This window comes from Ruegeria sp. G12, assembly GCF_056533565.1.
This window is the reverse complement of the sequence record NZ_JBQFOO010000010.1, coordinates 1-14,052: the sequence shown is the minus strand read 5'-3', so window position 1 is coordinate 14,052 and position 14,052 is coordinate 1. Positions and strand designations below refer to the sequence as shown.

Below are 14,052 nucleotides of genomic sequence, written 5' to 3'. Positions count from 1 at the left end.
ATCTGCGATTATTCTTCGGCCTTAGCCTTGGACGCTGGCATCGCAGGTGGTTTGGACGGCGCACGCGTCCGACGCGACTGAGGCTTGGGCGCGGCTTCGGTGGTATTCGCGGCTTTTACCTCGACCGGTTTCGCCTTTGCCGGCGCCGGATCGGCCTTGGGCTTTGTAGCTGCGGTTTTTGGCGTCGCAACGGGTTTTGCGTCCGCAACTGCCGGCTTCGAGGCCGGAGCCTTAGCCGCGACGGGTTTCGCAGCGGGCGCTTTTGTAGTCGCAGGTTTCGGCGCAGCTTTGGCCGCAACAGGCTTTTCAGCTTTCACAGCCGGTTTTGCCGAAGCCGCAGCAGGTGCGGTCTGTACCTTGGCTGCAGGCGCAGGCTTGGCCGCAGGTTTAGCGGCAGGCTTTGCTGCGGCTTTGGCGACAACCGGTTTGGCAGCAGGCTTGGCCACCGGGGCTTTAGTAGCGGTACGCGGCTTTGCCGTGAACTCGGCAACGGGCTTTGGTTCAGCCTTGATCACAACGGGTTTGGTTTCAGCCTTGGCCACAGACGGTTTCGCGACAGGTTTCTTGGCCGAAGGGGCAGCTTTTGCCGCCGACTTCGCGCGCTTCGCAGCCGGTGCCTTGGCCTTGGGTTTGGCAACAGGCTTGGGTGCGGTGGGTTTCGCCACAACGGGTGCCGGGCTCGCAGCCGCAGCATGCAGCGCCTGGACCGGAGCCATCGGCAGCTCGAATGCCGAACGGGCCATGATCTGCATGATCTTCATCTGGCTCACAATCGCATAGCCAGCCACGCGGCACACCGCAGCCTGAAGCTCAAGCGGTTGGGTAATCGGGTTCATCTACGTTCTCTCCTGTAATAACAACGCAGCAAGGACATTGAGTGAATAGCACTCTGCCCGCTCAAATCGCTTGAGCGGCGGTTGTGGTGTTGCAGTCCAAGGCGTTGCACGTCTCGGGGTCCTTTCAGGGCGGCACACCTTCTTTTGGCGCAGGTGTGCAGCGGCTGCATTCCTGCCCACCCTAACGCAAAAGAATGCTACAGTGCAGCGATATCGCTGCATTGCGGCAAAAAGGCGCTTACGCCACGGAAACGTGATGAATTTCTGACCAGTTAGCCCGTTTGCTACCCGACGTGGAACAAGGTCGAAAACAGACGCGGGTCCAGGCTGGGGGCCGCGAAGGTCGGGCCTTCGGTCAGAATCGAAACCGCGTCATGGCTGTGCAGGCTTTCCTGATGGCTCGCGATCACACGGAAATCTCCGACGTGGTGGTCGGCCAGCAACTCGGCACAGAACAGGCGCGCGGCGTCCTCGACAAAGATCGGATTGGCGGCGTTCAGTTCTGCAAAGGCCTGCTCATCCTCGCGCTTGACCATGACTTGCGTCTCGGTCGGCACTGCACGGCGGCAGAGCGCAATCAGATCCTCGAACCACAAACAGTCGGCGTCGCAATCCACGACAACCGAAATCCGCGCGACCGAGCGCTGCGAATGCGGGGTCGCCAATTGCCCGCGCTGCGAACGTGCGTGCTCGCTCAACTCAAGCGAACATGGGCAGGTCGAGGAGTAGACGTAATCCAGATGCATGATCTTCTGACGCACGCCGTTTTGCTCGACCAGTTCCAGAGCGATATCGTAATACTGATACCCTTCCAGACCCGAACGCAGGCTTTTGATCTGGTCGGGGTAGGAAAAGCGCATCTGGATGCGGGCATCAAAGCTGTCCAGATCGGTCATGTAGTCGCTCAGCGCCGCTTCCATCACCTCAAAACTGAACGTGCGCTCGGCGTGTCTGTAAAACGACCGCATGATGCGGGACATGTTGATGCCCTTCTTTTCCGCCTCAAGGCTGACCGTTCCGGTGACCGAGGTCTCAAGCGTCAGATCCGCGCCCTCCTTACGATGGAACCGGATCGGCAGGCGAAAATTCGAAACCCCGACATGCTGAATCTGCTGCTTAGCGCCCCGGATCAGGCTTGAGGGGCCATTCTGCAGATCGGGCAGCGTCGCCCGGTAGGTGGCATCAACCTCAAAACCTTCGGGGTATTCGCGCGACATGGCGGGATAGTCCACCGGCACCAAACCCGGAACCAGCCGAGCCACTGCCGGATCAAGCTGGCTGATCTCGGACGCAGGGGCGGTTTTGGCCCATCGCTGCAGAACGTGCAGGGCGGCGGCGGCTTCGTCACGGTCCGGGGTGTCGTCAATGTCGCGCGGGTGAACGTTCATAGGATCGGGTTCCTCGATTGGTCGCCGGAATATATACGACTACAGTTGTTTTTCCAGTCTTACCCAATACGCATTCACTAACACTCTGGATTGAAAATAGTAGGGCAAAACCGTCATATTACAACGGAATACGCCCTGTCGTGGCGGAAAGCCGGATCAAGCGCGAGGCGTCGCACCGATGGTGTCGCAATCAGAACAGCCCAAACGCTGCTGGCAGATAGCATGCGCAAAGGCTTGGACCGAAGATTTTGTCAAAGGGGGAAATCGCATGCAGACTATTCTCGACCTGGACCGTTTTCCCATTGACCGCCCCGGCAGTCCGGAATGGCACGCGCTCGTCGAACGGTGCCGGGCGGACCTTGCCGCCGACGGAATGTATAACCTGGACGGGCTTATGCGCAGGGACGTCGCCGCTGCCGCCGTTTCCGAGATGACCCCCCGTTTTGCAACCGAGTCGTTCCTGCACGAACGCCGCCACAACATCTATTTCAAGAAGCTTGGAGATTTGCCCAAAGACCACCCCGCGTTGCAAGAATTTCACACCTCGAACCGAACGCTATGTGCTGATCAGATCGAAGGTTCTGCCCTGCTTCGATTGTACGAATGGCCGGAATTCGCTCAGTTTTTGGCCGCGACGATGGGCAAGCCCGAGCTTCATGTCATGGATGATCCTCTGGCCCGCGTGAATGTCATGTCATATCAGGAAGGGCAGGCCCTGAACTGGCATTTCGACCGGTCCGAGTTTACGACAACGCTGTTGCTGCAATCCCCGGATCAGGGTGGCGGCTTCGAATACCGAACCGACCTGCGCAGCGATGAGGACCCGAACTACGACGGCGTCGCCCGATTGCTGAACGGTGCGGATCGGGACAGCAAGGTCATCACGCTCAGCCCCGGAACGTTGAATGTGTTCAAGGGCAAGAACACCGCCCACCGCGTCACGCCCGTTGTCGGCGGTAAGCCGCGCGTGATCGCCGTGTTCTCGTATTACGAAAACCCCGGCGTCACCTTTTCCGAATCTGAGCGAATTGGCTTCTACGGCAGGGCCTGAATGCGGCACCCAAGACGGGTTCACCGCCTTGGGTTGGTTGCTAAGACTGAGAGGCGTCCAGCGCCTGCCGGATATCCGCCAGAAGATCTTCGGCATCCTCCAACCCGACGGACAGACGGATAAAACCGGGCGTAATGCCCAACTCGTCCTTCTGCGCGTCGCTCAGGCGTTGGTGAGTCGTCGTGGCGGGATGCGTCGCAATGGACTTCGCGTCCCCAAGGTTGTTCGAGATCACCGGGATCGTCATCGCGTTCAGGAACGCAAACGCCGCCTCTTTCCCACCCTTGATGTCCAAAGACAGAACAGTGCCGCCCTTACCGCCCAATTGGGTCTGAACAAGGCCATTCTGCTCATGCGTCTTCAGGCCCGGATACAAGGTGCGCTCCAGTGCGGGATGCCCCTCCAATGCCTCGGCCAGCGTCTGAGCGGTCTCGGCCTGCGCGTTGACACGCAGGGCAATCGTTTCCAGACCCTTGAGCATGATCCACGCGTTGAACGGGCTTAGCGCGCCGCCTGTGTGCTTCATGTAAGGCTCGACCGTTCCGCGAATGAACTCTTTGGTGCCGATGATCACACCGCCAAGGGCACGCCCCTGACCGTCGATATGCTTGGTTGCCGAATAGACCACGACATCCGCCCCCTGCTCGATCGCGCGCGAGAACACCGGGGTCGAGAACACGTTATCCACCACGACCACAGCGCCGACCGCATGGGCAAGTTCTGCCACTGCGGTGATGTCGATCACCTCAAGCGTCGGGTTCGACATGGATTCGAAGAACACGGCCTTTGTGTCGGGCCGGATCGCGGCCTTCCATGCATCCAGATCGGTGCCATCGACGAAGGTCACCTCGACCCCATAGCGGGTCAGGATGTTCTCAAGGATATACAGGCAGGACCCGAACAACGCCTTGGCCGAGACCACGTGATCCCCTGCCTTGAGCATCGAGACCAGCGCACCATTGACCGCAGCCATACCCGAAGCGGCGGCAAAGGCATCCTCGCCCCCTTCCAGCATCGCGATGCGCTGTTCGAACATCGACACGGTGGGGTTGCCGTAGCGGGCATAGATGAACTCATCCGGGCCACTGTCCAGAAACCGGGCCTCGGCCTGTTCAGCGTTGTCGTAAACGAAGCCCTGCGTCAGAAAAATCGCCTCGGAAACCTCGTTGTACTGGCTGCGGCGGATACCGCCATGGACGGCTTGGGTGCGTTTGTTCCAGCTCTCGCTCATGTCATTCCTTTCAGCCCCTCAGGGCAAACAAAAAACCCCAGACGCGGCCAAGCGAAAGGGGTCTTTCATCCTGACCTTTTAGCGGTGTTGTTTAGCGTGGCCCGCAATCCGGTAACAAATCGCCACGTGGTGAAGATGCATTTACGCCCCACCCCGCCATTGGTCAAGAGCGGGCCGATATCGGTCACGCTTTCGTAACACCTCGTCGGCTGCCCCTTGCCGAATGTGCTGAAACCCTCATGATCGTCCCAACATAAGGAGACGCTATGATCGACCTGTATTTCTGGCCCACGCCGAATGGCTGGAAGGTATCCATCGCTTTGGAAGAGATGGAACTGCCCTACGCCACTCACCTGATCAATATCGGCAAGGGCGACCAGTTCGACCCCGAGTTCCTGAAGATCGCCCCCAACAACCGCATGCCCGCCATCGTCGATCCGGATGGCCCGGACGGCGCACCGATCTCGGTGTTCGAAAGCGGCGCGATCCTAATGTACCTGGCCCGCAAGACCGGACGGTTCTATGGCAAAACCGAGCGCGACAGGATCGCGGTCGAGGAATGGCTAATGTGGCAAATGGGCGGCGTCGGCCCGATGGCGGGTCAGGCGCACCACTTCCTGAAATACGCCCCGCAACTGGATCCGCCACAGGACCTGCCCTACCCCAAAGACCGCTACCGAACTGAGGTCGGGCGTCTCTACAGTGTGCTGGATCGTCGACTGGCCGAGAACGAATACGTCGCGGGCGATTTCTATTCCATCGCCGACATGTCGATCTGGGGCTGGGCGAGCCTGTGGGAAGGGCAACAGCAGGTGTTGGAGGACAAACCTCACTTCACCCGCTGGCTTGAGACGGTCAACGCGCGCCCAGGCGTTCAGGCCGGACGTGCGCTGCATGCAGAGTTGCGTGGGGATCACCGGGACAAGCAGGCGCAGGGAGTTTTGTTTAAGCGTTGAGCAATACAACCTATTTCTTGCACTAAAGAAACCAGCAGGCAAAGACATGAGAGGTATTGCTTTGCGTCGAGTCTTCCGCCCGAGTTTCGTCGGGGCCCTGTGCCTTGCCGGATTGGCATTTGCTGGTTTTGCCCAATTTCGGGCTGCGTCCGCGACCAGCCAGCCCCAAAACCTCTTTCTGGAAGAAATGACATGGCCCGAAGTCCATGCCGCACTGGCGGCGGGCTATGACACCGTCATCATTCCCACCGGCGGCACCGAGCAGAACGGCCCTCACGCGGTTTTGGGAAAGCACAATTTCGTTGTCGCGCATACCAGCGAACGCATTGCCCAAGAACTGAAAGGCACCCTGATCGCGCCGGTCATGGCCTATGTCCCCGAAGGAGACACGGGCAGTTCACCCAGCGGCCACATGAAGTGGCCCGGAACCCTTTCTCTGCCCGAGCCGGTCTTCGAACAGGTTCTGGAAGCCACCATCCGAAGCCTTGTAACCCACGGCTTTACCGAGGTGCTTCTGATTGGCGACAGCGGCGGCAATCAGGCGGCACAGGCCCGGGTTGCTGCGGCCATGACGCCCGAGTTTGCGCCGTCCGGCGTCGTGGTGCGCCACATTTCCGATTATTACGGCAACAATGGTCAGGTCGCCTATCTGGAAAGCTTGGGATTCAACACGGAACAGATCGGCACACATGCCGGGCTTCGCGACACGTCCGAACTGTATTTTGTTCGGCCACCCGATGCCGAGCGCAGTTATCCTCCGGTGCCCTCGGGCTGGCCGTCAGGGAACAATGGCCGCCCTGATCTTGCATCGCCCGAGATAGGCGAGAAACTGATCGAACTTAAGGTCGATGCTGCCCTGGCGCAGATAAACCGCCTTCGAAACGAAGATTGAAAACGGCTGCAAAGAGGTGCGTTGACAGTCGGGCTGAACCTACCCCTCCCCTCGCACCAACACATCCAGCATCCCCGAGATATCCTCGATCTCTTCCGCGATCACATGGATGACCGCGTCGGCCTTCTGCATTCGCCCCGTCACGCGCAGCAGCCGCCCCGAAATCACCGCGCGGCGGAACTGCTCATAGATTTTGCGCCAGACCACCACGTTGACGATGCTGGTCTCATCCTCAAGCGTGATAAAGATCACCCCCTTGGCCGTCCCCGGCCTTTGCCGCAGGATCACCAGCCCGGCCACCGTCACCCGCGCGCCCTCGGGCGGATCATCCAGCCGGTTGGCAGGCAGACAGGCGGGCGGGCGCGGCCAATCCCGGTTTGAAACCGCAGGGCGAATAGGGGTAACAAGCATGAGAACAAAAATAGAACAAAAAGCAAGAAAGTCCAGAGGCGGCGCGATGAGTCGCAAATGAGGCTGGTCAGACCCCAATGCCTTGACTAAACACCATTTCGAACATCGCAAAAGGAAGACGCACGCAATGGCAAAGATCACCTATGTCGAGCACGGCGGTACCGAACACACTGTCGAGGTCGCCAACGGACTGACCGTCATGGAAGGGGCCCGTGACAACAACATCCCCGGCATCGAAGCCGATTGCGGCGGTGCCTGCGCGTGTTCGACCTGCCACGTCTATATCCACCCCGACTGGGTCGAGAAAATCCCAGGCAAGGACGACATGGAAGAAGACATGCTGGACTTTGCCTATGAACCCGACCCCACCCGCTCGCGCCTGACCTGCCAGATCAAGGTCACAGACGCGTTGGACGGCCTGGTCGTGCAAATGCCGGAAAAACAGATCTGATGCCTGCAAAAGCGCCGCGCCTGCCCGCCCAAACGTGGCAACACTGGGCACGCGGCGCGGGGCTGGTGTTGGGCTTGTGGCTTGGCTGGCTAACCGCGGCTGAGGCCTGCAGAATCTCGCCCCGCCATTGGGGAATTGCCAATGGCTCATATGTCCTTGCGCCTGGTTGCAAAAGCTATTCCTGCCCGGAAACGACCATTGCAGCGGCTTGGTATTCTCAGGAAACCGACCGTTACACCCACGGCGTTCTCGGAGACGCTATTGAATACACCCGACTCACTGTCGACTCCAACGACAGCCTTGCGGACACATGCGGAGCAAAATCTGCACAGTTGGACGAGTTTCACGTCTTCGAAGATATCGCCCCGAGGCTTGTCGATCTGGATGGGGATCAAAGCGCGGAAATCATCACCGTCCGCAGCCACGCCGACAAGGGAGCGCAACTCGCGATCTACGCCGACCGGGGTGACTACAAGCTCAAACTCATTGCCTCAACCCCATACATCGGAACAAGGAACCGCTGGCTCGCCCCAATCGGCGCTGCCGACATGGACGGCGACGGCCATATCGAGATCGCCTACATCGACCGCCCGCATCTGGCCAAAACCCTGCGCATCTGGCGTTTCGAGGACGGCAACCTGACCGAAATCGCCTCTCTCCCCGACCTGACCAACCACAAGATCGGCGAGGATTTCATCTCCGGCGGCATCCGAACCTGCGGCGACACCCCCGAAATGATCCTAGTCAACGGCAACTGGACCCGCATCATCAGCGTCTCATACCAAAACGGCTGGACCAAAACCGACCTCGGCCCGTTCAACGGCCCGGATAGCCTGACCAGCGCCCTCAACTGCTGATCCGAACTTCATCTGTCCATAAATATCCTGGGGGTGAGGCCGCAGGCCGAGGGGGCAACGCCCCCTGACCCGATCAGCCTATCAAAGCGCCCGCCAGCCGATATCGCGGCGAAAGAACCCCTCGGGCCAATCGACACCATCCACCATCGCATAAGCCCGGTCGCGCGCATCCTGCAACGTCGCGCCCCGCGCCGTGACGTTCAAAACCCGTCCGCCCGACGCCTGAATCTGACCATCAGCAGCTTTGGTTCCGGCATGAAACACCATGTTGCTGCTGTCCTCAGGAAGCCCGTCCAGCCCTTTGATAACAGAACCTTTCTCGTATGAACCTGGATATCCCTTCGCCGCCATCACCACCGTCATCGCATGGTCATCCGCCCAGTTCACGCGCATCTCACCCAACCGGCCTTCGGCAGCGGCGTGCATCAGGTCCATCGCCTGCGCGCCCAGACGCATCATCAGCACCTGACATTCCGGATCGCCGAAACGGACGTTGTATTCCACCAGCCTCGGTTGGCCGTCCTTGATCATCAAACCGGCATAGAGCACCCCCTGAAACGGCATCCCGCGCCGTTTCATCTCAGCAATGGTCGGGCGTACGATTTCATCCATCGCGCGGGCCTCAATCTCGGCGCTCAGCACCGGCGCAGGGGAATAGGCCCCCATGCCGCCGGTGTTCAGGCCGGTATCGCCCTCTCCTACCCGCTTATGGTCCTGCGCGGTGCCGACCGACAGAATGTCCTCACCATCGCACAGCACGAAAAGCGAGGCCTCTTCGCCATCCATGAACTCCTCGATCACAACCTCGGCCCCGGCCCCGCCAAACGCGCCACCAAACATGTCGTCGATCGCATCCAAGGCGGTTTGCTCATCCATCGCCACGATCACGCCCTTGCCTGCGGCCAGCCCGTCAGCCTTGACGACAATCGGCGCGCCCTGTTCGCGGATATAGGCCTTGGCCGGTTCCGCATCGGTAAACCGCGCATAGGCCGCTGTCGGCGCGCCCGAGGCATCGCAGATTTCCTTGGTAAAGCTTTTCGACGCTTCCAACCGCGCCGCCTCAGCCGAGGGGCCAAAGACCAGCACACCCGCCTCACGCAGCCGGTCCGCAACCCCTGCCGCCAAAGGCGCTTCGGGGCCGACGATCACGAAATCAATCGCATTTTCTTCGGCAAAACTTACCACCGCCCCGCCGTTTTCGATATCCAGCGACGCGCATTCCGCAATCTGCGCAATCCCCGCATTTCCCGGCGCCACGATCAGACGGTCGCATTTGGGGTTCTGCATCACCGCCCAGGCCAGGCTGTGTTCGCGCCCACCGCTGCCGAGAATAAGGATGTTCATGGGGTCGTCTCCGATCTGCTTGGCCTCGCCTGCGCGGCGTTCTAAGCTGGCCGGGCATTTGACACAAGGCGCTGAAATGTCCGACCTGCTTGACGACCCGGTTCCGGGCCAAAACACCCCTGAATACACGGTTTCTGAAATCTCGGGCGAGGTGAAACGTACCCTCGAAGGTTCGTTCGGGCGAATCCGTGTGCGGGGCGAGGTCGGGCGCGTGTTCAAAGCCCGCTCAGGCCATCTGTATTATGACATCAAGGATGATCGAAACGTGCTGGCCTGCACCACGTGGAAAGGGCAGATTTCAGGCCTGTCCGTCGTCCCCGAAGAAGGGCTGGAGGTCGTCGTCACCGGTCGCCTGACGGCCTTCGGCGCTCAGTCCAAGTACAACCTGAATGTCGATGAGGTCGCTGTCGCCGGGCAAGGCGCGCTGATGGCGCTGCTGGAGAAACGCAAGAAACAGCTAGAGACCGAGGGCCTGTTCGCGCCCGAGCGCAAGAAGTCTCTGCCCTATCTTCCGCAGATCATCGGCGTAATCACCTCGCCCTCGGGCGCGGTGATCCGGGACATTCTGCACCGCCTGCGCGACCGTTTCCCCCGCAAGGTGCTGATCTGGCCGGTCGCGGTTCAGGGCGCGAACTGCGCGCCAGAGGTGACGCGCGCCATTGAGGGCTTCAACGCGCTGACCCCGGGTGGTGCCCTGCCGCGCCCGGACCTGATCATCGTCGCCCGCGGAGGCGGGTCTATCGAAGACCTCTGGGGCTTCAACGAAGAAACTGTTGCCCGCGCGGCGGCGGCTTCGGACATTCCCCTGATCTCAGCCGTAGGGCATGAGACGGACACGACCCTGATCGACTTCGTCTCGGACCGCCGCGCGCCGACTCCCACGGCTGCGGCGGAACTGGCGGTGCCAGTGCGAATGGAACTGCTGGCCTGGACTGGCGAACAGGGCGCACGCCTGTCGCGTTCCGCCGCAGATTCCGTACAACGCCGATCCCAGCGCTTGCGCGATCTGTCCCGCGCCTTGCCGCGACCCGATAGCTTGCTGGAAAGTCCCCGGCAGCGGCTGGATCAAGTCTCTGAACGCCTGCCGAATGCGCTGATCCGAGGCGTACAAAACCGACGTGTCAAATTGCTGGACACGTCCGCCCATCTGCGTCCGGCGACCTTGCGCGGACTGGTCGAAACCCGCCGCGACCGCTGGCGCAACCTGTCTTCGCGCCTATCCCTACGCCCGATTCAGCGCGAGTTGGAGGCACGGCGCGAAACGCTGTCACGACTCACTGACCGCCTGAACACCGACCAAACCAGCCGTCTGGACCGCCTGCGCCAACAGCTTGAGGCCACCGACCGCCTGCGCGAAACCCTCAGCTACAAGGCGACGCTGGACCGGGGCTACGCGGTCGTGCGTGCCGAAGGAGAAGTCATCACGACAAAAGCCGCAGCCGCCGGGCACCCGGTTTTGGAAATCGAATTCGCCGATGGCCGCCTGAAAACCGGCGCATCGGCCAAGGCCCCGCCCCGGAAACCCAAGCCCGATGCGCCCGATCAGGGCTCTTTGTTCTGAACAATGCTGACCGTCTGGGGCCGCAAAACTTCATCCAATGTTCAGGCATTGATGTGGTGTATCGAAGAGCTTGGCCTTACCTATCAACGCCATGATCTGGGCCACAGGTTCGGCGGGCTCGATACCGAGGCCTTCCGGGCCCTGAACCCAAACCTAACGAGCCCGGTTCTGCAGGATGGTGACAATCCGCCCTTGTGGGAAACCGGGGCAATCCTGCGCTACCTCGCCGCGCAATACGGAAGTGGCACGTTCTGGCCCGACGACCCGATCCGGCGGGCCGAGGTCGATAAATGGGCCGAGTGGGCGAAACTGAACATCGCCATGGCCTTCACCGGGCCAATCTTCTGGCGCGTTGTTCGTACAGGGCCGTCACAGCGGGACGAAGCCGCAATTCAAGACGCGCTTCTAAACCTCGAAAGCAAACTGGAAATAGCGGATGACAGGCTTGCCAACAGCACGTTTCTGGCAGGAGACGACCTGACCCTTGCCGATGTCCAACTGGGCCATGTCCTCTATCGCTACTACGATATCGACATCCGCCGCAGACCCCTTGGCGGTCTGCGCAGGTACTATGATGGCCTGACCCGGCGCCCCGCTTACCAAAAACACGTGATGATCAGCTACGACGAACTGCGGGTGACCTGAACCTTCAAACCCCAACCTCGGGGCCCAGACAGACCATCTCCTGATCGATGTCTTCGACCTCATACAGTTCCTGCGCTTCCGGAGCACCGTCGGGCCGTGCAACAAGCCCCCCGACCGAGCGGGTAAACTCCCAACACTGCGGATCCAGCCGATCCCCATAGACAAAGCAGATCTGATCCTCGCGCTGATACCAGACGCCTTCTTTGCAATTGCCATCCAGAAACGACCAGATGACGCGGCGGTTGGGCAGATACCGTTCCACGCCGTACACCTGCCCGTCGAATTCGTAGAACAGTGTCTTGCCTTGCGTGTATTCATCAAACTCTGTCCCGGACAATGGTGACTGCGCAACAGCAGCCTGTCCGGCCAGAGCCAGAAGAATCACAATACGTCTGAACATGACCGCACTCTGGCAGATACCACGACGCGTGACCATTCAAGCTTTCTCGTGCCGCACAGATGCCCCCACGTCACTGCTTGCATCCGTTTACGCCTCATTGCCAGATTGCCCGCATCAGAACCGGCAGGACATCGGAACCGAATATGACAACGCTGATTTTCTGGGCGGCATGCGCTTGCGCTCTGGCTTACCTGCTAATGTCCGCTCGCCCCGCCAGTATGCTACGGACCGCGTTGAAAACGGCGTCTGTCGCGTTGCTGGCCATCATCGCACTGATGCAGGCCTCCCCCTGGCTGCTGGTCGCCGCATTGGCCCTGTGCGCTGCTGGCGATGCGCTTTTGTCGCGCGAGACCGACAGCACCTTCATGGCTGGGGTTGCCGCCTTCGCACTGGGTCATCTGGCCTATATCGCCCTGTTCCTGACCCAACCTGTCAGCGACCCGTCCCTGATGTTGCACCAGCCTGCCATCGTCTGGTCTCTGGTGATCCTCGGGATCGTCATGGCCACATTGCTCGCCCCGCGCGCGGGTGATTTGAAAGGGCCGGTGCTGGCCTATATCCCGATCATCCTCGGCATGGGCATCACCGTCCTCGCCTTGCCCGACGCAGGTCCCCTCCGATGGGCACTGCCAGCCGCATTCGCGTTCATCGCGTCCGACCTGATCCTGGCGACCGAGAAGTTCCTGCTGCCCGCCAACCACCCTGCCCTGAAGCTGACCCCCTATCTGATCTGGCCGCTCTACTGGGGCGCACAGGCCGGGTTCCTGATCGCCTTCACCTGACCCTTTGCAACTGCCGCCAATCCGCATTAGGTGAGAGGACCACCTGCGGAGACCGAAAATGGCGTTTTTCTCAAAGCTCAAGGACAAGCTGTTCAAATCCTCATCGCGGCTCGAAAAGGGGCTTGACGCGATTGTCGAGGATGGGGGCGAGGAAACCGCCGCACCCGATCCGGTGATCCCCGCGCCTGAGCCCGAGCCACAACCAGTTCCCGAGGTTCCCGAACCGGCCCCTGCCCCGCAACCGGTTGAAACGCCAACGCCTCTGCCCGCCGACCCCATTTCGGCACCACCGCCGCCGGAAGTGCCTGAAAGCAAGGGCCTGCTGGGCCGCCTGTTCAACCGCAGCGAAACCCGTACAGAAATCCGGCGCACGCTGGATGACGACATGCTTGAGCAACTCGAAGAGCTGCTGATCGCCTCGGACATGGGCGTAGACACCGCCCTGCGCGTCACCGCCAATATGGCCGAGGGCCGCTTTGGCCGCAAACTCTCGACCAGCGAAATCAAGCAATTGCTGGCGCAAGAAGTGGCCCGCGTGATGGAACCCGTGGCCAAGCCCATGCCCCTCTACCCCAAACGCCCGCAGGTCGTGCTGGTCGTCGGCGTCAACGGATCAGGCAAAACCACCACCATCGGCAAGCTTTCCAGCCAGTTCAAAGCCGCAGGCAAAAAGGTCGTCATCGCCGCCGGAGACACCTTCCGCGCCGCCGCCGTCGAACAGTTGCAAGTCTGGGGCGACCGCGCAGGCGTGCCCGTGCTCACCGCCCCGGAAGGCTCCGACCCCGCCAGCCTCGCCTTCGATGCCCTGACCAAGGCGCAGAACGACGGCGCAGACCTGCTGATGATCGACACCGCAGGCCGCCTGCAAAACCGCGCCGACCTGATGGAGGAGCTGGCAAAGATCGTCCGCGTCATCCGCAAGGTCGACGACACCGCCCCGCACAACACCCTGCTGGTGCTGGACGCTACCACCGGCCAGAACGCCCTCAGCCAGGTCGAAACCTTCCGCAAACTGGCCGACGTCTCGGGCCTCGTGATGACCAAACTCGACGGCACCGCCAAAGGCGGCGTGCTGGTGGCGCTGGCCGACAAGTTCGGCCTGCCGATCCATGCCATCGGCGTTGGCGAGCAAATCGACGACCTCGCCCCCTTCGACCCCGAAGATTTCGCCGCCGCCCTGACGGGCCTGCAACCCTGATCCGAAACTTCATCTGGCCATAAATATCCCGGGGGGTCCGGGGGCAGAG

At 60.9% G+C, this 14,052-nt stretch carries 15 protein-coding genes and 1 riboswitch; of the genes, 9 read left to right on the top strand and 6 right to left on the bottom strand.

All coding sequences use genetic code 11. The features are described from left to right. Positions 1-8: 8 nt before the first annotated feature. Both ACR0JN_RS19190 and folE2 read right to left on the bottom strand, forming a co-directional pair. Positions 9-836: a hypothetical protein gene (locus tag ACR0JN_RS19190; RefSeq protein ID WP_480888106.1), complete on the bottom strand. Its 828-nt coding sequence runs from the start codon at positions 834-836 to the stop codon at positions 9-11. 284 nt (positions 837-1,120) lie between these two features. Continuing rightward, a complete protein-coding gene (gene folE2, locus ACR0JN_RS19185; protein ID WP_480888104.1) occupies positions 1,121-2,224 on the bottom strand; it encodes a GTP cyclohydrolase FolE2 in 1,104 nt (367 codons plus the stop codon). 268 nt (positions 2,225-2,492) lie between these two features. Between folE2 and ACR0JN_RS19180 the strand changes: the two genes are divergently transcribed. Further along, complete coding sequence (locus ACR0JN_RS19180; RefSeq protein WP_480888102.1) at positions 2,493-3,275, top strand: HalD/BesD family halogenase; 783 nt, start codon at positions 2,493-2,495, stop codon at positions 3,273-3,275. 40 nt (positions 3,276-3,315) lie between these two features. On the opposite strand, the gene metZ is transcribed toward ACR0JN_RS19180, so the two are convergent. After that, positions 3,316-4,506, bottom strand: coding sequence for an O-succinylhomoserine sulfhydrylase (gene metZ / locus ACR0JN_RS19175; RefSeq protein ID WP_480888100.1), 1,191 nt, complete (start codon positions 4,504-4,506; stop codon positions 3,316-3,318). Positions 4,507-4,564: 58 nt separating this feature from the next. Beyond that, a riboswitch (SAM riboswitch) is annotated at positions 4,565-4,642 on the bottom strand. Positions 4,643-4,772: 130 nt separating this feature from the next. Here metZ and ACR0JN_RS19170 point away from each other — a divergent pair. Further along, a complete protein-coding gene (locus tag ACR0JN_RS19170; RefSeq protein ID WP_480888096.1) occupies positions 4,773-5,462 on the top strand; it encodes a glutathione S-transferase N-terminal domain-containing protein in 690 nt (229 codons plus the stop codon). Between the two features lie 46 nt (positions 5,463-5,508). Further along, on the top strand, positions 5,509-6,354 hold the full coding sequence (locus tag ACR0JN_RS19165) for a creatininase family protein (RefSeq protein ID WP_480888093.1): 846 nt from the start codon (positions 5,509-5,511) through the stop codon (positions 6,352-6,354). Positions 6,355-6,393: 39 nt separating this feature from the next. Here the strand turns inward: ACR0JN_RS19165 and ACR0JN_RS19160 are convergent, their stop codons facing one another. Continuing rightward, positions 6,394-6,765, bottom strand: coding sequence for an OB-fold nucleic acid binding domain-containing protein (locus ACR0JN_RS19160; RefSeq protein WP_480888090.1), 372 nt, complete (start codon positions 6,763-6,765; stop codon positions 6,394-6,396). A 127-nt stretch (positions 6,766-6,892) separates the two neighbouring features. On the opposite strand from ACR0JN_RS19160, the gene ACR0JN_RS19155 reads away from it, so the two are divergent. Continuing rightward, on the top strand, positions 6,893-7,216 hold the full coding sequence (locus tag ACR0JN_RS19155) for a 2Fe-2S iron-sulfur cluster-binding protein (RefSeq protein WP_480817854.1): 324 nt from the start codon (positions 6,893-6,895) through the stop codon (positions 7,214-7,216). Further along, positions 7,216-8,073, top strand: coding sequence for an FG-GAP repeat domain-containing protein (locus ACR0JN_RS19150; protein ID WP_480888088.1), 858 nt, complete (start codon positions 7,216-7,218; stop codon positions 8,071-8,073). Before ACR0JN_RS19155 ends, ACR0JN_RS19150 begins: the two co-directional genes overlap by 1 nt. A gap of 81 nt (positions 8,074-8,154) precedes the next feature. Here ACR0JN_RS19150 and purD read toward each other — a convergent pair whose 3' ends face one another. Further along, positions 8,155-9,417 (bottom strand): phosphoribosylamine--glycine ligase, encoded by a 1,263-nt coding sequence (gene purD / locus ACR0JN_RS19145; RefSeq protein WP_480888086.1) that lies wholly within the window; start codon positions 9,415-9,417, stop codon positions 8,155-8,157. Between the two features lie 76 nt (positions 9,418-9,493). Between purD and xseA the strand changes: the two genes are divergently transcribed. Beyond that, on the top strand, positions 9,494-10,978 hold the full coding sequence (gene xseA / locus ACR0JN_RS19140) for an exodeoxyribonuclease VII large subunit (RefSeq protein WP_480888081.1): 1,485 nt from the start codon (positions 9,494-9,496) through the stop codon (positions 10,976-10,978). Positions 10,979-10,981: 3 nt separating this feature from the next. Further along, positions 10,982-11,623, top strand: coding sequence for a glutathione S-transferase family protein (locus ACR0JN_RS19135; RefSeq protein ID WP_480888079.1), 642 nt, complete (start codon positions 10,982-10,984; stop codon positions 11,621-11,623). Between the two features lie 4 nt (positions 11,624-11,627). On the opposite strand, the gene ACR0JN_RS19130 is transcribed toward ACR0JN_RS19135, so the two are convergent. After that, positions 11,628-12,023 (bottom strand): hypothetical protein, encoded by a 396-nt coding sequence (locus tag ACR0JN_RS19130; protein WP_480888077.1) that lies wholly within the window; start codon positions 12,021-12,023, stop codon positions 11,628-11,630. A 143-nt stretch (positions 12,024-12,166) separates the two neighbouring features. On the opposite strand from ACR0JN_RS19130, the gene ACR0JN_RS19125 reads away from it, so the two are divergent. Both ACR0JN_RS19125 and ftsY read left to right on the top strand, forming a co-directional pair. After that, positions 12,167-12,805 carry a lysoplasmalogenase gene (locus ACR0JN_RS19125; RefSeq protein WP_480888074.1) on the top strand — a complete coding sequence of 213 codons (639 nt, stop codon included), beginning with the start codon at positions 12,167-12,169 and terminating at the stop codon, positions 12,803-12,805. Between the two features lie 58 nt (positions 12,806-12,863). Next, on the top strand, positions 12,864-14,003 hold the full coding sequence (gene ftsY / locus ACR0JN_RS19120; protein WP_480888072.1) for a signal recognition particle-docking protein FtsY: 1,140 nt from the start codon (positions 12,864-12,866) through the stop codon (positions 14,001-14,003). Positions 14,004-14,052: the final 49 nt, after the last annotated feature.